Origin of the sequence: Pseudoduganella namucuonensis (assembly GCF_900116645.1) — a bacterium.
In the GTDB taxonomy this organism is placed as follows: domain Bacteria; phylum Pseudomonadota; class Gammaproteobacteria; order Burkholderiales; family Burkholderiaceae_D; genus Rugamonas; species Rugamonas namucuonensis.
This window is the reverse complement of record NZ_FPBO01000012.1, coordinates 89,680-110,868: the sequence shown is the minus strand read 5'-3', so window position 1 is coordinate 110,868 and position 21,189 is coordinate 89,680. Positions and strand designations below refer to the sequence as shown.

24 protein-coding genes are annotated in these 21,189 nt (G+C 63.6%); 21 read left to right on the top strand and 3 right to left on the bottom strand.

The window, feature by feature from the left end:
* The first annotated feature begins 3 nt into the window (after positions 1–3).
* From BM436_RS14810 to ispF, 17 genes are read left to right on the top strand one after another with little or no spacing between them, the layout of a single operon-like run.
* The gene (locus tag BM436_RS14810; RefSeq protein ID WP_093556296.1) at positions 4–597 is read left to right on the top strand and encodes an NADH-quinone oxidoreductase subunit C; all 594 of its coding nucleotides are present in this window, start codon (positions 4–6) and stop codon (positions 595–597) included.
* A complete protein-coding gene (locus BM436_RS14805; RefSeq protein WP_093556295.1) occupies positions 597–1,850 on the top strand; it encodes an NADH-quinone oxidoreductase subunit D in 1,254 nt (417 codons plus the stop codon). The genes BM436_RS14810 and BM436_RS14805 overlap by 1 nt, the downstream gene beginning before the upstream one ends.
* A 10-nt stretch (positions 1,851–1,860) precedes the next feature.
* Entirely contained in the window at positions 1,861–2,340 is a 480-nt protein-coding gene (gene nuoE / locus BM436_RS14800) for an NADH-quinone oxidoreductase subunit NuoE (protein ID WP_093556294.1), read from the top strand.
* Positions 2,337–3,632, top strand: coding sequence for an NADH-quinone oxidoreductase subunit NuoF (nuoF, locus tag BM436_RS14795; protein WP_093556293.1), 1,296 nt, complete (start codon positions 2,337–2,339; stop codon positions 3,630–3,632). Before nuoE ends, nuoF begins: the two co-directional genes overlap by 4 nt.
* 17 nt (positions 3,633–3,649) lie before the next feature.
* Positions 3,650–5,992, top strand: coding sequence for an NADH-quinone oxidoreductase subunit NuoG (gene nuoG, locus BM436_RS14790; RefSeq protein ID WP_093556292.1), 2,343 nt, complete (start codon positions 3,650–3,652; stop codon positions 5,990–5,992).
* The gene (gene nuoH, locus BM436_RS14785) at positions 5,992–7,074 is read left to right on the top strand and encodes an NADH-quinone oxidoreductase subunit NuoH (RefSeq protein WP_093556291.1); all 1,083 of its coding nucleotides are present in this window, start codon (positions 5,992–5,994) and stop codon (positions 7,072–7,074) included. Before nuoG ends, nuoH begins: the two co-directional genes overlap by 1 nt.
* 11 nt (positions 7,075–7,085) lie before the next feature.
* Entirely contained in the window at positions 7,086–7,574 is a 489-nt protein-coding gene (gene nuoI, locus BM436_RS14780) for an NADH-quinone oxidoreductase subunit NuoI (RefSeq protein WP_093556290.1), read from the top strand.
* Positions 7,575–7,594: 20 nt separating this feature from the next.
* On the top strand, positions 7,595–8,230 hold the full coding sequence (locus BM436_RS14775) for an NADH-quinone oxidoreductase subunit J (protein WP_093556289.1): 636 nt from the start codon (positions 7,595–7,597) through the stop codon (positions 8,228–8,230).
* Entirely contained in the window at positions 8,227–8,535 is a 309-nt protein-coding gene (gene nuoK, locus BM436_RS14770) for an NADH-quinone oxidoreductase subunit NuoK (protein WP_093556288.1), read from the top strand. The genes BM436_RS14775 and nuoK overlap by 4 nt, the downstream gene beginning before the upstream one ends.
* Positions 8,536–8,571: 36 nt before the next feature.
* Positions 8,572–10,659: an NADH-quinone oxidoreductase subunit L gene (gene nuoL, locus BM436_RS14765; protein WP_093556287.1), complete on the top strand. Its 2,088-nt coding sequence runs from the start codon at positions 8,572–8,574 to the stop codon at positions 10,657–10,659.
* A gap of 37 nt (positions 10,660–10,696) precedes the next feature.
* Positions 10,697–12,181 carry an NADH-quinone oxidoreductase subunit M gene (locus BM436_RS14760; protein ID WP_229490316.1) on the top strand — a complete coding sequence of 495 codons (1,485 nt, stop codon included), beginning with the start codon at positions 10,697–10,699 and terminating at the stop codon, positions 12,179–12,181.
* A gap of 20 nt (positions 12,182–12,201) precedes the next feature.
* Positions 12,202–13,698 (top strand): NADH-quinone oxidoreductase subunit NuoN, encoded by a 1,497-nt coding sequence (gene nuoN, locus BM436_RS14755; protein WP_229490314.1) that lies wholly within the window; start codon positions 12,202–12,204, stop codon positions 13,696–13,698.
* Positions 13,698–14,030: a DUF2818 family protein gene (locus BM436_RS14750; protein ID WP_093556284.1), complete on the top strand. Its 333-nt coding sequence runs from the start codon at positions 13,698–13,700 to the stop codon at positions 14,028–14,030. Before nuoN ends, BM436_RS14750 begins: the two co-directional genes overlap by 1 nt.
* Before the next feature lie 34 nt (positions 14,031–14,064).
* A complete protein-coding gene (locus tag BM436_RS14745; protein WP_093556283.1) occupies positions 14,065–14,622 on the top strand; it encodes an NUDIX domain-containing protein in 558 nt (185 codons plus the stop codon).
* 4 nt (positions 14,623–14,626) lie between these two features.
* Entirely contained in the window at positions 14,627–15,337 is a 711-nt protein-coding gene (locus BM436_RS14740) for a hypothetical protein (protein ID WP_229490312.1), read from the top strand.
* Positions 15,338–15,353: 16 nt separating this feature from the next.
* Positions 15,354–16,052, top strand: coding sequence for a 2-C-methyl-D-erythritol 4-phosphate cytidylyltransferase (gene ispD, locus BM436_RS14735; RefSeq protein ID WP_093556282.1), 699 nt, complete (start codon positions 15,354–15,356; stop codon positions 16,050–16,052).
* A gap of 1 nt (position 16,053) precedes the next feature.
* Positions 16,054–16,542 carry a 2-C-methyl-D-erythritol 2,4-cyclodiphosphate synthase gene (ispF, locus tag BM436_RS14730; protein ID WP_093556281.1) on the top strand — a complete coding sequence of 163 codons (489 nt, stop codon included), beginning with the start codon at positions 16,054–16,056 and terminating at the stop codon, positions 16,540–16,542.
* 252 nt (positions 16,543–16,794) lie between these two features.
* Here ispF and BM436_RS14725 read toward each other — a convergent pair whose 3' ends face one another.
* Entirely contained in the window at positions 16,795–17,319 is a 525-nt protein-coding gene (locus BM436_RS14725) for a PaaI family thioesterase (protein WP_093556280.1), read from the bottom strand.
* Positions 17,320–17,471: 152 nt separating this feature from the next.
* Here BM436_RS14725 and BM436_RS14720 point away from each other — a divergent pair, with 152 nt between their 5' ends.
* The 3 genes from BM436_RS14720 to BM436_RS14710 are packed head-to-tail and all read left to right on the top strand — an operon-like array spanning position 17,472 to position 18,597.
* On the top strand, positions 17,472–17,873 hold the full coding sequence (locus BM436_RS14720) for a MarR family winged helix-turn-helix transcriptional regulator (protein ID WP_259741433.1): 402 nt from the start codon (positions 17,472–17,474) through the stop codon (positions 17,871–17,873).
* A complete protein-coding gene (locus tag BM436_RS14715) occupies positions 17,863–18,165 on the top strand; it encodes a hypothetical protein (RefSeq protein ID WP_093556279.1) in 303 nt (100 codons plus the stop codon). The genes BM436_RS14720 and BM436_RS14715 overlap by 11 nt, the downstream gene beginning before the upstream one ends.
* Before the next feature lie 27 nt (positions 18,166–18,192).
* Positions 18,193–18,597 (top strand): VOC family protein, encoded by a 405-nt coding sequence (locus tag BM436_RS14710; RefSeq protein WP_093556278.1) that lies wholly within the window; start codon positions 18,193–18,195, stop codon positions 18,595–18,597.
* 7 nt (positions 18,598–18,604) lie between these two features.
* Here the strand turns inward: BM436_RS14710 and ribA are convergent, their stop codons facing one another.
* Both ribA and BM436_RS14700 read right to left on the bottom strand, forming a co-directional pair.
* Positions 18,605–19,255, bottom strand: coding sequence for a GTP cyclohydrolase II (gene ribA, locus BM436_RS14705; RefSeq protein ID WP_093556277.1), 651 nt, complete (start codon positions 19,253–19,255; stop codon positions 18,605–18,607).
* A 126-nt stretch (positions 19,256–19,381) separates the two neighbouring features.
* Entirely contained in the window at positions 19,382–20,089 is a 708-nt protein-coding gene (locus BM436_RS14700) for a pirin family protein (RefSeq protein WP_093556276.1), read from the bottom strand.
* 141 nt (positions 20,090–20,230) lie between these two features.
* Between BM436_RS14700 and BM436_RS14695 the strand changes: the two genes are divergently transcribed.
* A complete protein-coding gene (locus tag BM436_RS14695) occupies positions 20,231–21,157 on the top strand; it encodes a LysR substrate-binding domain-containing protein (protein ID WP_093556275.1) in 927 nt (308 codons plus the stop codon).
* Positions 21,158–21,189 lie beyond the last annotated feature (32 nt).

Here is a 21,189-nt window from a genome sequence, read left to right as displayed (position 1 = left end):
ACTATGAGTACACAATTGGAAGTATTGCAAATCGCCCTGGCCGCCGCGCTGGGCGAACGTGTCGGCACCACGGTGGCGCTGGGTGAGATCACCCTCGTCGTCAAGGCCGGCGATTACTACGCCGTCATGCAGGCGCTGCGCGACGATCCCGCGCTGGGCTTCGACCAGCTGATCGACCTGTGCGGCGTCGACTACTCGACCTATGGCGAAGGCACCTGGGACGGACTGCGTTTCGCGGTCACGTCCCATCTGCTGTCGGTCAAGCACAACTGGCGCGTGCGCGTGCGCGTGTTCTGCCCGGACGACGAGATGCCGATCGTGCAGTCGGTGGTGCCGCTGTGGCGCACCGCCAACTGGTACGAGCGCGAGGCGTTCGACCTGCTGGGCATCCTGTTCGACGGCCACAACGACCTGCGCCGCATCCTCACCGATTACGGCTTCATGGGCCATCCGTTCCGTAAGGACTTCCCGGTTTCCGGCTACGTCGAAATGCGTTACGACCCCGAGCAGCTGCGCGTGGTCTACCAGCCGGTGACCATCGATCCGCGCGAGAACGTGCCGCGCGTGATCCGTGAAGAAAACTACGGGATTAAATAATGGCTGAGATTAAGAATTACACCCTGAACTTTGGTCCGCAGCACCCGGCCGCGCACGGCGTGCTGCGCCTGGTGCTGGAGCTGGACGGCGAGGTGATCCAGCGCGCCGACCCGCACATCGGCCTGCTGCACCGCGCCACCGAGAAGCTGGCCGAGCAGAAGACCTACCTGCAGTCCGTGCCCTATATGGACCGCCTCGACTACGTGTCGATGATGTGCAACGAGCACGCCTACGTGATGGCGATCGAGAAGCTGCTGGGCCTGGAAGTGCCGCTGCGCGCGCAATACATCCGCGTGATGTTCGACGAGATCACCCGCCTGCTGAACCACCTGCTGTGGCTGGGCGCGCACGCGTTGGACGTGGGCGCCATGGGGCCCTTCCTGTACGCCTTCCGCGACCGCGAAGACTTGATGGACTGCTACGAGGCGGTGTCCGGCGCGCGCATGCACGCGGCCTATTACCGCCCGGGCGGCGTGTACCGCGACCTGCCGGACGCGATGCCGCAGCACCGCGCCTCGCCGATCAAGTCGGCCAAGGCCATCAAGGAACTGAACGACAACCGCCAGGGCTCGCTGCTGGACTTCATCGAGGACTTCACGCGCCGCTTCCCGACCTATGTCGACGAGTACGAGACGCTGCTGACCGACAACCGCATCTGGAAACAGCGCACCGTCGGCATCGGCGTGGTCGCGCCCGAGGACGCGCTGGCGATGGGCTTCACCGGCGCCATGCTGCGCGGCTCGGGCATCGAGTGGGACCTGCGCAAGAAGCAGCCCTACGAGGTGTACGACCTGATGGACTTCGACATCCCGGTCGGCACCAACGGCGACTGCTACGACCGCTACCTGGTGCGCATCGAGGAGATGCGCCAGTCGAACCGCATCATCGTGCAGTGCGTCGAGTGGCTGCGCAACAACCCCGGTCCGGTCATGACCGACAACCGCAAGGTGGCGCCGCCGAACCGCGTGGACATGAAGACCAACATGGAGTCGCTGATCCACCACTTCAAGCTGTTCACCGAGGGCTTCCACGTGCCGGTCGGCGAAGCATACAGCGCGGTGGAGCATCCAAAGGGCGAATTCGGCATCTACCTGCTATCGGACGGCGCCAATAAGCCGTACCGCATGAAGATCCGCGCCCCGGGCTACGCCCACTTGGCGGCCCTGGATGAAATGGCGCGCGGCCACATGATCGCCGACGCCGTGACCATCATTGGTACCCAGGACATCGTTTTCGGCGAAATCGACCGATAAAGGTAAAAGTATGTTGTTATCCGAGCAGTGCTACAAGAAAATCGACCGCGAGCTGGCCAAGTACCCGGCCGACCAGCGCCAGTCGGCCGTGATGGCCTCGCTGGCCCACGCCCAGGTTGAACTGGGCTGGGTCTCGCCCGAAGTGATGAAGGAACTGGCCGACTACATCCGCATGCCGGCCATCGCCGTGCAGGAAGTGGCCACCTTCTACAATATGTACAACCTGAAGCCGGTCGGCAAGCACAAGATCACCGTGTGCACCAACCTGCCGTGCGCCCTGTCGGGCGGCGAGCGCGCCGCGCACCACTTGAAGCAGAAGCTGGGCATCGATTACCGCGACACCACCGCCGACGGCGAATTCACGCTGATGGAAGGCGAGTGCATGGGCGCCTGCGGCGACGCGCCGGTGCTGCTGGTGAACAACCACCGCATGTGTTCGTTCATGAGCAACGACAAGATCGACGCCCTGGTAGAGGAACTCAAGAAATGACCAGTCTGCACGACCGTCACATCAAGCCGTTGATCATGAAGGATCTGAACGGCGACAACTGGCACCTGGCCGACTACGTGAAGCGTGGCGGCTATTCGGCGCTGCGCCGCATCCTGGAAGAGAAGATCGCCCCCGAGGCCATCATCGCCGACCTGAAGACCTCCGGCCTGCGCGGCCGCGGCGGCGCCGGTTTCCCCACCGGCCTGAAGTGGAGCTTCATGCCGCGCCAGTTCCCGGGCCAGAAGTACCTGGTCTGCAACACCGACGAGGGCGAACCGGGCACGTTCAAGGACCGCGACATCATGCGCTACAACCCGCACGCGCTGATCGAGGGCATGGCCATCGGCGCGTACGCGATGGGCATCACGGTGGGCTACAACTACATCCACGGCGAGATCTTCGCCGAGTACTTGCGCTTCGAGGAAGCGCTGGAGGAGGCGCGCGCCGCCGGCTTCCTGGGCGACAAGATCATGGGCAGCGAGTTCAGCTTCCAGCTGCACGCGCACCACGGCTACGGCGCCTACATCTGCGGCGAGGAAACCGCGCTGCTGGAATCGCTGGAGGGCAAGAAAGGCCAGCCGCGCTTCAAGCCGCCGTTCCCGGCCTCGTTCGGCCTGTACGGCAAGCCGACCACCATCAACAACACGGAAACCTTCGCCGCCGTGCCGTTCATCCTGAACATCGGCGCGGAGAACTACCTGGCGCTGGGCAAGCCGAACAACGGCGGCACCAAGATCTTCTCGATCTCGGGCGACGTCGAGCGTCCCGGCAACTACGAGGTGCCGCTGGGCACGCCGTTCGCGACCTTCCTCGATCTGGCCGGCGGCATGCGCGGCGGCAAGAAGATCAAGGCCGTGATCCCCGGCGGCTCGTCGGCGCCGGTGGTGCGCGGCGAACTGATGATGAACACCGACCTGGACTATGATTCGATCGCCAAGTCCGGCTCCATGCTGGGTTCGGGCGCCATCATCGTCATGGACGAGACGCGCTGCATGGTCAAGGCGCTCGAGCGCCTGTCCTACTTCTACTTCGAAGAGTCGTGCGGCCAGTGCACCCCTTGCCGCGAAGGCACGGGCTGGATGTACCGCATGATCCACCGCATCGAGCACGGCCAGGGCCGCGCCACCGATCTGGACATGCTGAACTCGATCGCCGACAACATCCAGGGCCGCACCATTTGCGCCCTGGGCGACGCGGCGGCGATGCCGGTACGCGCCTTCGTCAAGCAGTTCCGCGAAGAATTTGAATATCACGTCGAGCACAAGCATTGCTTGGTGCCCGCTTACCTCTAAGCTGCGTAACGATCACCATGGTTGAAATCGAAATAGACGGCAAGAAAGTTGAAGTCCCTGCTGGTAGCATGGTGATGGACGCTGCCAATAAACTGGGTACCTACATCCCGCACTTCTGCTATCACAAGAAATTGTCGATCGCAGCGAACTGCCGCATGTGCCTGGTGGAAGTGGAGAAGGCTCCCAAGCCTTTGCCCGCTTGCGCCACGCCGGTGTCGGCGGGCATGATCGTGCGCTCGGCCAGCGACAAGGCCGTGCAGGCGCAACGGTCCGTGATGGAGTTCCTGCTGATTAACCACCCGCTGGACTGCCCGATCTGCGATCAGGGCGGCGAATGCCAGCTGCAGGATCTGGCCGTCGGTTACGGCAAGAGCGCCTCCCGCTACGAGGAAGAGAAGCGCGTGGTCGCGCCCAAGCAGGCCGGTCCGCTGGTGGCGATGGAAGAGATGTCGCGCTGTATCCAGTGCACCCGTTGCGTGCGTTTCGGCCAGGAAGTGGCCGGCGTGATGGAGCTGGGCATGCTGGGCCGCGGCGAGCACTCGGAGATCACCACCTTCGTCGGCGAGGCCGTCAGCTCCGAACTGTCGGGCAACATGATCGACCTGTGCCCGGTCGGCGCGCTGACCTCCAAGCCCTTCCGCTACAGCGCCCGCTCGTGGGAACTGTCGCGCCGCAAATCGGTGTCGCCGCACGACTCGCTGGGCGCCAACCTGATCGTGCAGGTCAAGAACGGCAAGGTGATGCGCGTGCTGCCGCTGGAAAACGACGCCGTCAACGAATGCTGGATCTCGGACAAGGACCGCTTCTCCTACGAGGCGCTGGATTCCGACGAGCGCCTGACGCAGCCGATGCTGAAGCAGGGCGGCGAATGGAAAGAGGTGGACTGGCAGACCGCGCTGGAATACGTGGCGCACGGCCTGAAGAACATCAAGCACGAACACGGCGCCGACGCCATCGCGTCCTACGCGACCGCGCACTCGACCGTGGAAGAGCTGCACCTGCTGCAAAAGCTGACCCGCGCCCTGGGCTCGGAAAACGTCGACTTCCGCCTGCGCCAGAGCGATTTCGCGCTGGACGGCGAAGTCAAGCCATGGCTGGGCATGCCGGTCGCCGACGTGACCGCGCTGCAGCGCGTGTTCGTCATCGGCTCCTTCCTGCGCAAGGACCATCCGCTGCTGGCCACGCGCCTGCGCGCCGCCGTCAAGTCGGGCGCCAAGCTGTCCATCCTGCACGGTTCCGATGAAGACAACCTGATCACCGTCGCCAACAAGATCACCGCCGCGCCGTCCGACTGGCTGGCCGCGCTGTCGCAAGTGGTGAACGCCGTCGCCGCCGCCAAGGAAGTGGCCGCGCCCGCCGGTTTCGAGGGCTTCGCGCCTTCGGACGCCGCCAAGGGCATCGCCGCCAGCCTGCTGTCCGGCGACCAGAATGTGAAAAACAAGGCCGTGTTCCTGGGCAACGCCGCCGCGGCGCACCCGCAAGCGTCCGCGCTGCATGCCGCCGCGCAATGGATCGCCGAACAGACCGGCGCCAAGCTGGGCTACCTGGTGGAAGCGGCCAACACGGTCGGCGGCCACCTGGTGAACGCCGTCGCCAAGAACGCCGCGCCGGCGTTCAGCGCGCCGAAGAAGGCCTACATCCTGCTGAACGCGGAACCGGAACTGGACGCGGCCAACCCGCAAGCCGCCGCCGCCGCGCTGAAGCAGGCCGAGATGGTGGTGGCCCTGTCCGCCTTCAAGCACGGCTTCGAACACGCCGACGTGCTGCTGCCGATCGCGCCGTTCAGCGAAACCTCGGGCACCTTCGTCAACGCCGAGGGCCGCGCGCAAAGCTTCAACGGCACCGTCAAGCCGCTGGCCAACGCCCGTCCGGCGTGGAAAGTGCTGCGCGTGCTGGGCAACATCCTGGGCATCGCCGGTTTCGACTACGAGACCTCGGAAGCCATCCGCGACGAGCTGTTCGGCAAGGGCGTGAGCGACCTGTCGGCCAAGCTGAACAACACCAGCAAAAAGACGCTGGTGGGCGCCGCCTTCGGCGCCGGCGAATCGCTGGAACGCCTGGCCGATGTGCCCATCCACTTCGCCGACGCCGTGGCGCGCCGTTCCGGCCCGCTGCTGGCAACCATCGACGGCGCCGCGCCGTCGGTGCGCCTGTCCGCCGCGCTGGCCGACAAGCTGGGCGTGAAGGCCGGCGACAAGGTCGCCGTGTCGCAAGGCCCGGGCTCGGCCGTGCTGCCGGCCATCATCGAAGCCGGCCTGCCGGCCAACGTGGTCCGCGTGGCCGCCGCGCACGCGTCGACCGCCGCGCTGGGCGCCATGTTCGGTCCGATCGCGGTCGCCAAAGCAGGGGAGGGCAAATAATGGCGCTGGAATTCGTCAACACCATCACCACCAACGGCTCCGCACTGCTGGGCCCGACCGTGTGGTTCTTCGTCTGGAACATGGTCAAGCTGCTGTGCGTGCTGCTGCCGCTGATGGGCCTGGTCGCCTACGCCACCCTGTGGGAGCGCAAGCTGATCGGCTGGATCCAGATCCGTATCGGCCCCAACCGCGTCGGCCCGGCCGGCCTGCTGCAGCCGATCGCCGACGCGCTGAAGCTGCTGCTCAAGGAAATCGTGATCCCGACCAAGGCCGCCAAGGGCCTGTTCGTGATCGGTCCCGTGATGACCATCATGCCGGCGCTGGCCGCCTGGTCGGTCATCCCCTTCGGTCCCGAGGCGGTGCTGGCCAACATCAACGCCGGCCTGCTGCTGCTGATGGCGGTGACCTCGATGGAAGTGTACGGCGTGATCATCGCCGGCTGGGCCTCGAACTCGAAGTTCTCCTTCCTGGGCGCGATGCGCGCCTCGGCGCAGATGATCTCCTACGAGATCCCGATGGGCTTCGTGCTGGTCGTGATCCTGATGGTGTCCGGCTCGCTGAACTTCATCGACATCGTCAACAGCCAGCGCCAGGGCCAGATGGTCGGCATGGGCCTGAGCTTCCTGTCGTGGAACTGGCTGCCGCTGTTGCCGCTGTTCGTGATCTACTTGACCTCCGGCCTGGCCGAGACCAACCGCCACCCGTTCGACGTGGTCGAGGGCGAGTCGGAAATCGTGGCCGGCCACATGGTCGAGTACTCGGGCATGTCCTACGCCATGTTCATGCTGGCCGAGTACGCCAACATGATCCTGGTCGGCGTGCTGGCCTCCATCATGTTCCTGGGCGGCTGGGCCGCGCCGCTCGCGTTCCTGGAGTTCGGCGGCGGGTTCGGCGGCTTCTTCTGGCTGTTCGCCAAGACCTTCGCCATCGTTTCCATCTTCATCTGGGTGCGCGGTACCTTCCCACGCTACCGCTACGACCAGATCATGCGTCTGGGCTGGAAAGTGTTCATCCCCCTGACCCTGGTCTGGCTGGTGCTGGTCGCCGGTGTGATTAATTCGCCCTGGAATATTTGGAAGTAAGGAAGCGCAAAATGGAAAAAGTTAAAGACTTCTTCGGCAGCCTGATGCTGTCGGAACTGATCAAGGGCATGGCCCTGACGGGCAAGTACATGTTCGCGCGCAAGATCACCGTGCAGTACCCGGAAGAGAAGACGCCGATGTCGCCGCGCTTCCGCGGCCTGCACGCGCTGCGCCGCTACCCCAACGGGGAAGAGCGCTGCATCGCCTGCAAGCTGTGCGAGGCGGTGTGCCCGGCGATGGCGATCACCATCGAGTCCGAGCAGCGCGACGACGGTTCGCGCCGCACCACGCGCTACGACATCGACCTGACCAAGTGCATCTTCTGCGGCTTCTGCGAGGAATCCTGCCCGGTCGACTCCATCGTCGAAACGCACGTGCTGGAATACCACGGCGAGAAGCGTGGCGACCTGTACTACACCAAGGAAATGCTGCTGGCAGTGGGCGACCGCTACGAGGCGGAAATCGCCGCCAACCGCGAAGCGGACGCCGCTTACCGCTGACCTGGAGATCTGGACTATTTATGGACTTTACTAGCGTTTTATTCTACGTCTTCGCCACCATCCTGGTGCTGGCGTCGCTGCGTGTGATCACCGCGCCGAACCCGGTGCAGGCCGCGCTGTTCCTGGTGCTGGCCTTCTTCCAGGCGGCCGGCATCTGGATGCTGCTGAAAGCGGAATTCCTCTCCATCGTGCTGGTGCTGGTGTACGTCGGCGCCGTGATGGTGCTGTTCCTGTTCGTCGTGATGATGCTGGACATCAACATCGCCAAGATGCGCGAGGGCTTCTGGGGCTACCTGCCCATCGCCTCCGTGATCGGCGGCGTGATCGTGCTGGAGATGGCGTCCGTGCTGTGGCGCTCGTTCGGCAACAACGGCCAGGTGTCGCCGGAAGCGGCCGGCACCATCGGCAGCACCAAGGCCCTGGGCCTGCTGATCTACACCGAGTACATCTACGCCTTCGAGATCGCCGCGGCCGTGCTGCTGGTGGCCATCATCGCCGCCGTCGCGCTGACCCTGCGCAAGCGCAAGGACATCAAGTACTTCGACCCGGCCGACGCCGTGCGCGTGAAGCGCAACGACCGCCTGCGCATCGTCAAGATGGACGCAGTTTCCACCCGCGGCCAGACCGAGGCGGCAGCACCCAAGGAGGCACAATGACCTTATCCCTCGCACACTACCTGGTGCTGGGCGCGATCCTGTTCGCGATCTCCATTATCGGTATCTTCCTGAACCGCAAAAACATCATCGTCCTGCTGATGGCCATCGAGCTGATGCTGCTGGCCGTGAACATGAACTTCATCGCGTTCTCGCACTACCTGGGCGATGCGGCCGGGCAGATCTTCGTCTTCTTCATCCTGACCGTGGCGGCCGCCGAATCGGCGATCGGCCTGGCGATCCTGGTGGTCATGTTCCGTAATCTGGACACCATCAACGTGGAAGACCTGGACAGCCTCAAAGGCTGAGTTAACTACCTCGAATAATAAACATTAAGGTTCATCATGACGGGGCTTAACCCTAACCTCCTTTTGGCTGTACCGCTCGCCCCTTTGGCGGGCTCAGCGATCGCGGGCCTGCTCGGCACTAAATTCTTTGGCAACGTGGTTGGCCGCAAGGTCACCACCACCGCGACCATCCTGGGCGTGTTGATCGCCTTTATCATTTCCTTCCAGACGCTGCTGGCGTTGCTGGACGGCGCACCCGTGTACAACGCGGACGTGTACCGCTGGATGACCGTGGCCGGCGTGAAGCTGGCGGTCGGCTTCCAGATCGACACCCTGACGGCGATGATGATGAACGTGGTGACCTTCGTGTCGCTGATGGTTCACATCTACACCATCGGCTACATGAAGGACGACGAGGGCTACAACCGCTTCTTCTCCTACATCTCGCTGTTCACGTTCTCGATGCTGATGCTGGTCATGTCCAACAACTTCCTGCAGCTGTTCTTCGGCTGGGAAGCGGTGGGCCTGGTGTCGTATCTGCTGATCGGTTTCTGGTACACCCGTCCGACCGCGATCTTCGCCAACATGAAGGCTTTCCTGGTCAACCGCGTGGGCGACTTCGGCTTCATCCTGGGCATCGGCCTGCTGCTGGCCTATGGCGGCTCGATGGACTACCAGGAAGTGTTCGCCAAGAAGGACGCGCTGGCGCAGCTGCACCTGCCGGGCACCGACTGGATGCTGCTGACCGTGGCCTGCATCTGCCTGTTCATCGGCGCGATGGGTAAATCGGCCCAGTTCCCGCTGCACGTGTGGCTGCCCGACTCGATGGAAGGCCCGACCCCGATCTCCGCGCTGATCCACGCCGCGACCATGGTTACCGCCGGCATCTTCATGGTGACCCGCATGTCGCCGCTGTTCGAGCTGTCGGACACCGCGCTGTCCTTCGTGCTGGTGATCGGTTCGATCACGGCGCTGTTCATGGGCTTCCTGGGCATCATCCAGAACGACATCAAGCGCGTGGTCGCCTACTCGACCCTGTCGCAACTGGGCTACATGACCGTGGCGCTGGGCGCCTCGGCCTACTCGGTGGCCGTGTTCCACCTGATGACCCACGCCTTCTTCAAGGCGCTGCTGTTCCTGGGCGCGGGTTCGGTCATCATCGGCATGCACCACGACCAGGACATCCGCAACATGGGCGGCCTGCGCAAGTACATGCCGATCACCTGGATCACCTCGCTGCTGGGCTCGCTGGCCCTGATCGGCACGCCGCTGTTCTCGGGCTTCTACTCGAAGGACTCGATCATCGAAGCCGTGCACGAGACCCACATCTGGGGCGCCGGCTTCGCCAACTTCGCCGTGCTGGCGGGTGTGTTCGTGACCGCGTTCTACTCCTTCCGCATGTACTTCCTGGTGTTCCATGGCGAAGAGCGTTTCGGCAAGGCCCACGCGCACGACGACCACGCCCACGCGCACGACGACAAGCACGCCGCGCCGGCGCACGACTCCGACGCGCACCACGACGAAGAGGACGACCACGGCCACCACGGCCTGGAGCCCGGCCAGAAACCGCACGAATCGCCGTTCGTGGTCTGGTTCCCGCTGGTGATGCTGGCCATCCCGTCGGTGCTGATCGGCTACTTCACCATCGGCCCGATGCTGCATGGCGACTTCTTCAAGGGCGTCATCGCCATCGGTGAAAACCACGAGGCGATGAAGATCCTGGGCGAAGAGTTCCACGGCCCGATGGCCATGGCGATCCACTCGCTGACCTCGCTGCCGCTGTGGCTGGCGATCGCCGGCGTGGCGACCTCGTACTACTGCTACATGATCAATCCGCGCGTGCCGGCCTTCTTCTACGCCAAGCTCAAGGCCATCCACACGCTGCTGGACAACAAGTACTACATGGACAAGTTCAACGAAGCGGTCTTTGCCGGCGGCGCGCGCGTGCTGGGCAACGGCCTGTGGAATGTTGGCGACCGTACCCTGATCGATGGCCTGGTGGTCAACGGCAGCGCGAAAGTGGTGGCGTGGTTCTCCTCGCTGACCCGTCTGGCGCAGACCGGTTACATCTACCACTACGCGTTCGTCATGATCATCGGCATTCTGGGTTTCCTGGTCTACTTCCTGCCGTTTTGGCAAGCTTAACAGCTGACACGCAAAGAGAAAAAAGATGCAGTCAACAATGAATAGTCTCCCTCCCTACCTGAGCCTGTCGATCTGGCTACCGGTGCTGTTCGGCCTGATCGTGCTGGCGGTCGGCCGCGACTCGCGCGCCGGCATGGTGCGCGTGCTGGCCCTGATCGGTTCCATCGTCTCGCTGCTGCCGACGCTGCCGCTGGTCAGCCATTTCGACAATGCGGCCCACGGCATGCAGTTCGTCGAGAAGTCGGCGTGGATCGAACGCTTCAACATCTTCTACGCCCTGGGCGTGGACGGCCTGTCGCTGTGGTTCGTGCCGCTGACCGCCTTCATCACGATCATCGTCGTGATCTCGGCCTGGGAAGTGATCACCGAGCGCGTGGCGCAATACATGGGCGCCTTCCTGATCCTGTCCGGCCTGATGATCGGCGTGTTCTGCGCCACCGACGGCCTGCTGTTCTACTTCTTCTTCGAAGCCACGCTGATCCCGATGTACATCATCATCGGCGTGTGGGGCGGCGCCAACCGTATCTACGCGTCGTTCAAGTTCTTCCTGTACACCTTCTTCGGCTCGCTGCTGACGCTGGTCGCCATCATCTACCTGTACAACAAGTCCGGCTCCTTCGACGTGCTGGCCTGGCACCAGCTGCCGCTGTCGATGAAGGAACAGACCTTGATCTTCTTCGCCTTCTTCATGGCCTTCGCCGTGAAGGTGCCGATGTTCCCGGTCCACACCTGGCTGCCCGACGTCCACGTCGAAGCGCCGACCGGCGGCTCCGCCGTGCTGGCCGCCATCATGCTGAAACTGGGCGCCTACGGCTTCCTGCGCTTCTCGCTGCCCATCGTGCCGGACGCCTCGCGCGAACTGGCCTGGTTCGTGATCGGCCTGTCGCTGATCGCCGTGGTCTACATCGGCCTGGTGGCCCTGGTGCAGAAGGACATGAAAAAACTGGTGGCCTACTCGTCGATCGCCCACATGGGCTTCGTGACCCTGGGCTTCTTCATGTTCAACGACATGTCGGTGCAGGGCGGCATCGTGCAGATGATCTCGCACGGCTTCATCTCCGGCGCCATGTTCCTGTGCATCGGCGTGCTGTATGACCGCGCCCACTCGCGCAACATCGCCGACTACGGCGGCGTGGTGAACAAAATGCCGAAATTCGCCGCCTTCTTCATCCTGTTCTCGATGGCCAATTGCGGCCTGCCCGCGACCTCCGGTTTCGTCGGCGAGTTCATGGTGATCCTGGGCGCCGTCCAGTTCAACTTCGTGACCGGCATCGTGGCCGCTTCGGCGCTGATCTTCGGCGCGGCGTACTCGCTGTGGATGGCCAAGCGCGTGATCTTCGGCAAGGTGACCAATCACCACGTGGCCGAGCTGACCGACATCAACGGCCGCGAGTTCTTCATGCTGGGCGTGCTGGCGATCGCCGTGCTGGTGATGGGCCTGTATCCCGCGCCGTTCACCGACACGATGCAAACCTCCGTGGCCGACCTGCTCAAGCACGTCGCCCAGAGCAAGCTGCAATAAGAAATAAAACGGGAATCCCAATGCAAAACACTTCACAGATGGCGCTCCTGGCGCCGCTACACGCGGAAGTCTTTCTGCTGATCGCCGCCTCGGCGATCCTGCTGATCGACATGTTCCTGGACGAGGGCAAACGCTGGATCACCTACGCGCTGTCGCTGGCCACGCTGGTGGTCTGCGGCTTCCTCAGCCTGGCCGATTACAACACCGGCGCCACGGTCTACGCCTTCTCGAACATGTTCGTGTCCGATCCGATGTCCAACCTGCTGAAAGTGGCGTCCTACGTCGCCGTCGGCCTGACCCTGGTCTATTCGCGCCAGTACGCGCACCAGCGCGGCATGCTGGGCGGTGAACTGGGCGGCGAGTTCTACGTGCTCGCGCTGTTCGCGCTGCTGGGCCAGATGGTCATGATCTCGGGTAACAACTTCCTGTCCATCTACCTGGGCCTGGAACTGATGTCGCTGTCGCTGTACGCCCTGGTGGCGCTGCGCCGCGACCACGCGATGTCGACCGAAGCGGCGATGAAGTACTTCATCCTGGGCGCGCTGGCCTCCGGCTTCCTGCTGTATGGCATTTCCATGCTGTACGGCGCCACCGGTTCGCTGGAACTGGCCGAAGTGGCCCGCAAGGCCGCCGACGGCACCGTCAAGCCGACCATCCTGGTGTTCGGCACCGTGTTCGTGGTGGCCGGCCTGGCCTTCAAGCTGGGCGCCGTACCGTTCCACATGTGGGTGCCGGACGTCTATCAAGGCTCGCCGACCCCGGTGACCCTGCTGCTGGGCGCCGCGCCGAAACTGGCCACCTTCGCCATCTGCATCCGCCTGCTGGTGGAGGGCCTGCTGCCGCTGGCCAAGGACTGGCAGCAGATGCTGCTGATCCTGGCCGTCGCCTCGCTGGCCGTGGGCAACCTGACCGCCATCGCGCAGACCAACCTGAAGCGCATGCTGGCGTACTCGACCATCGCGCAAATGGGCTTCGTGCTGCTGGGCCTGGCCGCCGGCGTGGTCGGCGTGGACAAGGGCAATGCCGCCGCCGCCTACAGCTCGGCCATGTACTACTCCATCGTCTACGTGCTGACCACCTTGGGCACCTTCGGCCTGATCATGGTGCTGTCGCGTTCCGGCTTCGAAGCGGACGAGCTGTCCGATTTCAAGGGCCTGTCCAAGCGCAGCCCGGTGTTCGCGCTGATCATGTCGCTGCTGATGTTCTCGCTGGCCGGCGTGCCGCCGATGGTCGGCTTCGCCGCCAAGTTCTCGGTGCTGCAAGCGGTGCTGCAGACCGGCCAGGTATGGCTGACCGTGCTGGCCGTGATGTTCTCGCTGATCGGCGCGTTCTACTACCTGCGCGTCGTGAAAACCATGTGGTTCGACGAACCGGCCGACGCCTCGCCGCTGGTCGTGTTCGCCGACACCCGCGTGGTGCTGGGCCTGAACGCGGCGGCCGTGGTCGGCATGGGCCTGATCCCTGGCCCGCTGCTGAACGCCTGCATGTCCGCCATCACCAAGACGCTGGCCTCGTAATGGACGTTGGCGCCTCCAGCTGGCTGGTCATCCTGCTCGCGCTGGCGGGCGCCAACCTGCCGTTCTTCAACGACAAGCTGTTCGCCGTGGTCGCCCTGAAAGGGACGGACATGACGGACAAGCCGGCCAGGGCGCGCAAGCCCCTAGCCGTGCGGCTGGGTGAAATGGCCGTGCTGTACTTCCTGGTGGGTGGCGCCGCCATCCTCCTCGAAGGCCGCATCGGCGGCGTGTTCCCGCAAAAATGGGAGTTCTACGCCATCACCGCCTGCCTCTTCATCGTCCTCGCCTTCCCCGGCTTCGTCGCGCGCTACCTCTACAAGCCTCGTCGCTGATACACTGCGGGTTTCCGTCTTACAAGGAGAGCGCATGGATGCGCACCTGAAAGAAACCCGTGTCGATGGCGGCCTGGCCTATGACGGCCACTTCCTGCAAGTCCACCGCGACAGCGTCACCCTCCCGAACGGCAACGTCACCGGCCGCGAATACATCAAGCATCCCGGCGCCGTGGTCATCCTGCCGGTGCTGGACGACGGCTCCATCCTGCTGGAACGCCAGTTCCGCTACCCGCTGGACCGCGTCTTCATCGAACTGCCGGCGGGCAAGATCGACCCGGGCGAAGATCCGCTGGCCTGCGCCAAGCGCGAACTGCTGGAGGAAACCGGCTACAGCGCCAGCGACTGGCGGTTCGTCTGCACCATCCACAACGCCATCGCCTATTCGGACGAGCACCTGGACATCTACCTCGCGCGCGGCCTGACCGCCGGCGAGGCGCAGCTGGACGACGGCGAGTTCATCGAGACCATCACCGCGCCCCTGGCCGAGATGCTGGACTGGGTACGCACCGGCAAGATCACCGATGTGAAAACCATCATCGGCGCCTTCTGGATGGAAAAGATCGCCTCCGGGACGTGGCAGCCGGGCTGATCCAATGAAATTCCTGGCGCCGCTGCTGGCCGCGTGGCCGCTCCTGCTCCTGTTCTTGCTTGGCGATGCCGCGGCCGCGCCGCGCACGCCGTTCCAGATCCGTTGCGAAGACACCATCGGCAAGACCGTCTCCGTGTTGACTTCGCAGCAAAATGGCTACAGCATCAACACCCAGCTGTCGTACAAGACGTTGACAACGATGAAGGGCCCGGCGGCCCCGAACAACTATGTGCTGGGCCTGACCAAGACCGAATCGCGGGTGGCCATCCGCTCGGACGGGCCGATGCTGATCGACCCGGTGACGGGTTACGAATGCATCACGCCGCAAGTGACGGTCAGCCTCAGTTACGCGCCCGTCATCATCTACATCGGCAACGAATTCCCGCCCGGCAGCTGTGGATACCAGGAAATCCTGACCCATGAATTCCGCCACATGCGGGCCTATATGGACCATTTGCCCGGGGTGGAAATGACGGTGCGGGCGGCGCTCGCCAAGCGCTATTCCGGCAAGCCGTTCTACGCGCCGGGCGGCACGGCGCGCTCCGCGCTGCTGCACGAGATCGACAGCGGCTGGCTGCCCTACATCAAGAACGAGATGGCCAAGGTGGAAAGCAAGCAGGCCGACATCGACGCGCCCGCCGAATACGCGCGGCTGAGCAAGGCCTGCAATGGCGAAATCCAGGCCGTATTGAACAAAGGACGCGGCAAGCGTTGATCGAGGTGTTAATAAAATGAGCACAAACAGCAAGCCCCCGCGCCACTTCGCGCTGATCCCGGCGGCCGGCGTCGGCGCCCGGATGGCCGCCGGCACCCCCAAACAATACCTTCCGCTGCTCGGAAAACCCATGCTCCGGCACACCCTGGAAGCCTTTCTCGGCAGCGAATTGATAGCCCACACCTACGTGGTGGTGAGTCCGGACGATGGTTACATCGACAATGTTGCGGGCGTCGCGGGCGTCACCGTATTGCGCTGCGGCGGCCCCACGCGCATGGATTCCATCCTCAACGGCCTGCGCGAAATGCGCGCCGACATCGCCGACGAGGACCTGGTACTGGTGCATGACGCGGCCCGGCCCGGCCTCACGCCGCGGCTAATCCGCGCATTGATAGAAGGCGTCGGCGATCATCCGGCGGGTGGTTTGCTGGCATTGCCGGTGGTCGACACGGTGAAAAAAATCGGCAATGGCGTGGTGAATACCGTTCCGCGCGACGGATTATGGCTGGCGCAGACGCCGCAAATGTTCTCGTATTCCTTGTTGCTGCGCGCATTATCCAGCGCGCCGGACGCCAACGCCATCACCGACGACGCCAGCGCCATCGAGGCATTGGGCATGTCGCCGAAGTTAATCGAAGGCCACCCCCGAAACATGAAAGTCACGCTGCCATCCGACATAAGGATCGCCGAAATGTATCTCGCAGATAAGGAATAAGATGAATCTTCCATTTAGAATTGGACAGGGCTACGATTGCCATCAACTGGTTGAAGGCCGCAAATTGATATTGGGCGGCGTCGAGATACCCCATCACTTGGGATTGCTGGGCCATTCCGACGCCGACGCATTACTTCACGCCATTACCGACGCCATATTGGGTGCCGCCGCGCTGGGCGACATCGGCAAGCATTTTCCCGATACCGATCCCAATTTCAAAGGTGCCGATTCACGAGTGCTGCTGCGCGAAGCCGCGAAACGCGTAAAAGCCACCGGCTACGACATCGGCAATATCGACTGCACGATCATCGCGCAGAAGCCAAAGATGGCGCCGCATATCCCATCGATGGCCGCCAATATCGCCGAGGATCTTGGCATTACGGTCGGCCAAGTGAATGTCAAAGCCAAGACCAATGAAAAGATGGGTTATCTCGGCCGAGAAGAAGGCATCAACGCCGACGCCGTCGCCCTGCTGATACTCCGCGTTTAATTCCTGGGCGCGGAAAGCCGAAGCCTCCGCGCCTTCTCCATTTCCCCCTACAATCCCCACCACACCGCGCACGTGCGGCCATATCATGCCAAAAATTGGCGTAATCAAGCTCAAAACAAGCACGAAAGGCGCGTGCGGCCGCAAAAATTGCACCCGAACATCGGTGTCAGGCGCGACATTCGGACATTTCGACTCGGCAATGTCCGAATGTCGCGCCTGACACCGATGTGCCTGGGCAATTAATTCCGATGGTTAAATGTCGAAGATAAGGCAGGTGGTGGTGGCGTGCGCGTAGAGTTTGCCGTTGGCGTCGACGATGCGGCCCTCGGCCACGGCGACCTGTTTTCCGGCGGTAATCACTTTGCCCTCCGCGCGCACAGGGCCGGTTTTATCCTTCATGCCGCGTATATAGTTGATCTTTAATTCCAATGTGGTGAAACCTTTGCCGGCCGCTAGCGTTGAATGAATCGCGCAGCCGACCGCCGTGTCTAATAATGTGGCGGCATAGCCGCCATGCACCGCGCCGCTGGGATTGTAGTGTTGGCGTCCGGGCGTACCCTGGAAAATGGCCAGGCCGTTATCGGCGCTGATCATCATGAAACCCATTAACTCGGCGATGGGCGGCGGCGGGGTTTTGCCGGAATTAATTCCATTCAGGAAATCCTGGCCGGTGTGCTCGCGCAGATGTTCGCGGCTGGCCACGCCGGTCGCGGCGAGATTGGCGCGGATCGCGGCTTCTTCTTCCAGCCACGATTGCAAGGTGCTGTTATTTTCCATGACGGCGCTTTCTTCAAAATGAGGTCCATACACTATAATGGATTTCCAACATGTATGTGTAGCTACACCTATTTTCCATGACTTCCGATACGGCCCTGCAGGCGATTTCCCAGGCCTGCACATTTTTTCAATTGCGCAAGCTGACGCGTACCGTGTCGCGCTTGTATGATCGCCATCTGGCTGCGGCGGGTTTGAAAACCACGCAGTTTTCGGTGCTGGCGCATGTAAGCGTCCAGGCGCTGCCGATGGCACAATTGGCGGCGCTGCTGGGCGCCGAGCGCACGACGCTGACGCGCAACTTGAAGCCGTTGGCCGATGCCGGCTGGCTGACGCTGCAACCGGGGAGCGATCCGCGCCAGCGCATCGTGACCATCACCGAACAGGGACGCGCCAAGGTGCGCTCCGCGCGCTCGGCCTGGCAGGCGGCGCAGGACGAGATGCGGCGCGTGCTGGGCCCGGAGGCGCTGCGAGTCTTGCACGCGGACTTGGCACACGCGCAACAATTACTGCGCGCATTGGAGAATGGCACGGAGGAGGGCGGCGATGGCGCGTGACATTTATGCGTACCGGGACGTGGCGGTGGAGTCCGTGCGGCGCGGCGGCGAGGTGAGGGTTTGCCCGGTTCCGGGCCAGGCATATTCGCCCTCGCTGTATGTCCACTGCTCGAAGGCGATGAGCGATGTGAACCTGTATCCGCTGGGAACGCGCTTCCTGGTGTCGGCCAAGCTCACGGACCGGCTGGGCGGTACGCCCTTCCTGTACGTTTATCATGGCGACCCGGTCAAGGTGATGACCATGGCGCAATCAAGGGCTTTCCTTGCGGAATTCAGGCGCGGCCGCATCTAGCTACTCCAACAACATCGGAGGAGCGGCATGATCAAATTGCGTGAAATAGACCATATCGTGCTGCGGGTGGTCGATCTGGACAGGATGACCGATTTCTATACCGGCGTGCTGGGTTGCACGATCGAGCGCCGACAGGACGAGATCGGCCTGGTGCAGCTGCGCGCCGGCAGTTCGCTGGTGGACCTGGTGCCGGTGACCGGCAAGCTGGGACTGCCGGGCGGCGCCGCGCCGGGCAAGGAGGGGCGCAATGTCGACCATTTCTGCTTCAGGGTGGTGGACTGGGACGAGGCGGCGATCCGCGCCGCGCTGGCCGGAGCCGGCGTGCAAACCGAGCCCGCGGCGGCGCGCTTCGGCGCGGAAGGCGAGGGGCCGTCGATTTACCTGAACGACCCCGAGGGCAACACCATCGAACTGAAAGGCCCGGCCTGGTGAGTCCCGCTTAGAGCTCGCCGTCCTCGGCGGCCGGCGGCGGCGGGGTCATCATGTGGCCCAGCTTGGCGGCCTTGGTGTTCAGGTAATGCTGGTTGAACTTGTTGCGGTTGACCAGCAGCGGCACGCGCTCGGCCACCTTCACGCCCAGCGCCTCCATGGCGGCGATCTTGCGCGGGTTGTTGGTCATCAGGCGCAGGCTGGTGACGTTGAACTGCTTGAGCATGGGTTCGACCAGCGCGTAGTCGCGCTGGTCGGCCTTGAAGCCGAGCTGCTCGTTGGCCTGCACGGTGTCGTAACCGGCCTCTTGCAGGCGGTAGGCGCGCATCTTGTTGATCAGGCCGATGCCGCGGCCCTCCTGGCGCAGGTACAGCACCACGCCGCGGCCCTCGGCGGCCACCTTCCTCAGCGCGCCCTCGAGCTGAGCGCCGCAGTCGCAGCGCTGGGAGTAGAGCACGTCGCCGGTCAGGCACTCGGAGTGCACGCGCGCCAGCACCGGCTGGCCGTCGCCGATGTCGCCCAGCACCATGGCCAGGTGTTCCTTGCCCGTGGCGTGCTCGACGAAGGCGTGCAGCGTGAACTGCGCCCACGGCGTCGGCAGCGCGCAGGAGGTGACGTAGTCGAGTTCTTCTTTCACGGGTGTTTCGGCGACGGGCTGCATGGCGGTAATCTTATTGGATGCTGAAGTAAAAAAGACACGCCGGCTCGTCTTGCGAACCCGGCGTGTCCCGCGATCATAGCAAAAAACACGTGCGTGCTATGTCGGCCGGCCAATATTCACCATGTATCAGCTTGCAGAGGGCAGGTCGAAGAGCAACACTTCGGCCGCTTCCGCCCGCGCCAGGGTGACCGCCGCTTCCTCGCTCACTTTCAGCGCGTCGCCGCCTTTGAGCTCGACGCCGTTCACCGACACATGGCCGCGGATCACGTGCACATAGGCGCTGCGGCCGGCCGCCAGCCTGTGTTCCAGCGCGTCGGCACCGTTCAGGATGCTGGCGTAGATCGCCGCGTCCTGGTGGATCAGCACCGAACCTTCGCGGCCGTCGCTGGAGGCGATCAGGCGCAGCTGGCCCTGTTTGCTGTCCGGCGTGAAGTGCTTTTCCTCGTAGCTGGGCGCGATCCCGGTGACGCTGGGCTGTATCCAGATCTGCAGGAAGTGCACGCCCTCGCTTGGCGAATGGTTGAACTCGCTATGCCGCACGCCGGTGCCCGCACTCATGCGCTGCACGTCGCCGTAGTGCAGCACCGAGCCGTTGCCCATGCTGTCCTTGTGCTCCAGCGCGCCTTCCAGCACGTAGGAAATGATTTCCATGTCGCGGTGGCCGTGGGTGCCGAAGCCTTGGGCGGGCGCCACTTTGTCCTCGTTGATCACCAGCAGCGGGCCGAAACCGGTGTGTTTCGGATCGTAGTAGTGGCCGAAGGAGAAGGTGTGGCGGGAGTTCAGCCAGCCATGGTTGGCCAGACCGCGTTCTTCGTTTTTACGTACTTGCAACATGGTGTGCTCCTTTGTGTGGGGTTTAGTACGAGAATTTCGAAGGCTTCTTCTTGAAATTCCCGTCTCGATGGATCAAAGTATAGGCCGGTCCCGTGAATTAAAAAAACGGAAAAATTACCGTTCTATGATCGAAAAAATCGAATGCTCAGATTAAGCCTGGAAGCCCTGCAAATCGTCGATGCCATCGACCGCCGCGGTTCCTTCTCCGCCGCCGGCAAGGAACTGCACCGCGTGCCGTCCACCATTTCCTACACCGTCGCCAAGCTGGAGGACGACCTGGGCGTGCAGGTCTTCGAGCGCAACGGCCCGCGCGTGGAGCTGACCCGGGCGGGGCAGGAGTTGCTGAAGGAGGGCCGCTACCTGCTGAAAGCGGCGCTGGACCTGGAGCACCGCGTGCGGCGCGTGGCCTCGGGCTGGGAAACGGAGCTGGCGGTGGGCATTGATTCCATGTTCCCGGCGCTGTCCTTCTCCTGCGACGTGAGCGCCTTTTACGAGGTGGCGCAGCAGACCCGGCTGCGCATCGTTCAGGAGGCGCTGTCCGGCACATGGGAGGCGCTGCTGGACCGGCGGGTGGACTTGCTGGTGGGCGCGCCCGGCGACGGTCCGGCGGGCGGCGGCTACGTGTCCGAGCCCATGGGCACGATGCGCTTCGTGTTCGCGGTGGCGCCCGGCCACCCACTGGCGTCCGCCGAGGGCACGCTGGGCCGCAACGAGCTGCAACACCACCGCGCCGTGGTGATGGCCGACTCGGCGCGCCGGATGGCGCCGCGCACCGTGGGCCTGCTGCTGGGGCAGGATTCGCTGACCGTGCCCACCATGCAGAGCAAGTACGAGTTCCAGCTGGCCGGCCTGGGCTTCGGCTTCCTGCCCGAGCATTGCGCGCGCGCCGCCATCGCCGCCGGGCTGCTGGTGGAAAAAGCGGTGGAGGAACCCAAGCCGGACGAGACCTTCTACCTGGCCTGGCGCACCGGCGAGCAGGGCGCCGCGCTCAGCTGGTGGCTGGAGCGCATGCGCCGGCCCGGCGTGTTCGAGCGACTGTGCCGTTATTTGCCTGGCAATACGTTGTAGCGCGGACCGGATAGTGCGCCGCACCATGCAGG

Coding starts and splice junctions, on each gene's coding strand:
- BM436_RS14810 (WP_093556296.1), top strand. CDS start 4: ATGAGTACACAATTGGAAGTATTGCAAATCGCCCTGGCCGCCGCGCTG.
- BM436_RS14805 (WP_093556295.1), top strand. CDS start 597: ATGGCTGAGATTAAGAATTACACCCTGAACTTTGGTCCGCAGCACCCG.
- nuoE (WP_093556294.1), top strand. CDS start 1,861: ATGTTGTTATCCGAGCAGTGCTACAAGAAAATCGACCGCGAGCTGGCC.
- nuoF (WP_093556293.1), top strand. CDS start 2,337: ATGACCAGTCTGCACGACCGTCACATCAAGCCGTTGATCATGAAGGAT.
- nuoG (WP_093556292.1), top strand. CDS start 3,650: ATGGTTGAAATCGAAATAGACGGCAAGAAAGTTGAAGTCCCTGCTGGT.
- nuoH (WP_093556291.1), top strand. CDS start 5,992: ATGGCGCTGGAATTCGTCAACACCATCACCACCAACGGCTCCGCACTG.
- nuoI (WP_093556290.1), top strand. CDS start 7,086: ATGGAAAAAGTTAAAGACTTCTTCGGCAGCCTGATGCTGTCGGAACTG.
- BM436_RS14775 (WP_093556289.1), top strand. CDS start 7,595: ATGGACTTTACTAGCGTTTTATTCTACGTCTTCGCCACCATCCTGGTG.
- nuoK (WP_093556288.1), top strand. CDS start 8,227: ATGACCTTATCCCTCGCACACTACCTGGTGCTGGGCGCGATCCTGTTC.
- nuoL (WP_093556287.1), top strand. CDS start 8,572: ATGACGGGGCTTAACCCTAACCTCCTTTTGGCTGTACCGCTCGCCCCT.
- BM436_RS14760 (WP_229490316.1), top strand. CDS start 10,697: ATGAATAGTCTCCCTCCCTACCTGAGCCTGTCGATCTGGCTACCGGTG.
- nuoN (WP_229490314.1), top strand. CDS start 12,202: ATGCAAAACACTTCACAGATGGCGCTCCTGGCGCCGCTACACGCGGAA.
- BM436_RS14750 (WP_093556284.1), top strand. CDS start 13,698: ATGGACGTTGGCGCCTCCAGCTGGCTGGTCATCCTGCTCGCGCTGGCG.
- BM436_RS14745 (WP_093556283.1), top strand. CDS start 14,065: ATGGATGCGCACCTGAAAGAAACCCGTGTCGATGGCGGCCTGGCCTAT.
- BM436_RS14740 (WP_229490312.1), top strand. CDS start 14,627: ATGAAATTCCTGGCGCCGCTGCTGGCCGCGTGGCCGCTCCTGCTCCTG.
- ispD (WP_093556282.1), top strand. CDS start 15,354: ATGAGCACAAACAGCAAGCCCCCGCGCCACTTCGCGCTGATCCCGGCG.
- ispF (WP_093556281.1), top strand. CDS start 16,054: ATGAATCTTCCATTTAGAATTGGACAGGGCTACGATTGCCATCAACTG.
- BM436_RS14725 (WP_093556280.1), bottom strand. CDS start 17,319: ATGGAAAATAACAGCACCTTGCAATCGTGGCTGGAAGAAGAAGCCGCG.
- BM436_RS14715 (WP_093556279.1), top strand. CDS start 17,863: ATGGCGCGTGACATTTATGCGTACCGGGACGTGGCGGTGGAGTCCGTG.
- BM436_RS14710 (WP_093556278.1), top strand. CDS start 18,193: ATGATCAAATTGCGTGAAATAGACCATATCGTGCTGCGGGTGGTCGAT.
- ribA (WP_093556277.1), bottom strand. CDS start 19,255: ATGCAGCCCGTCGCCGAAACACCCGTGAAAGAAGAACTCGACTACGTC.
- BM436_RS14700 (WP_093556276.1), bottom strand. CDS start 20,089: ATGTTGCAAGTACGTAAAAACGAAGAACGCGGTCTGGCCAACCATGGC.
- BM436_RS14695 (WP_093556275.1), top strand. CDS start 20,231: ATGCTCAGATTAAGCCTGGAAGCCCTGCAAATCGTCGATGCCATCGAC.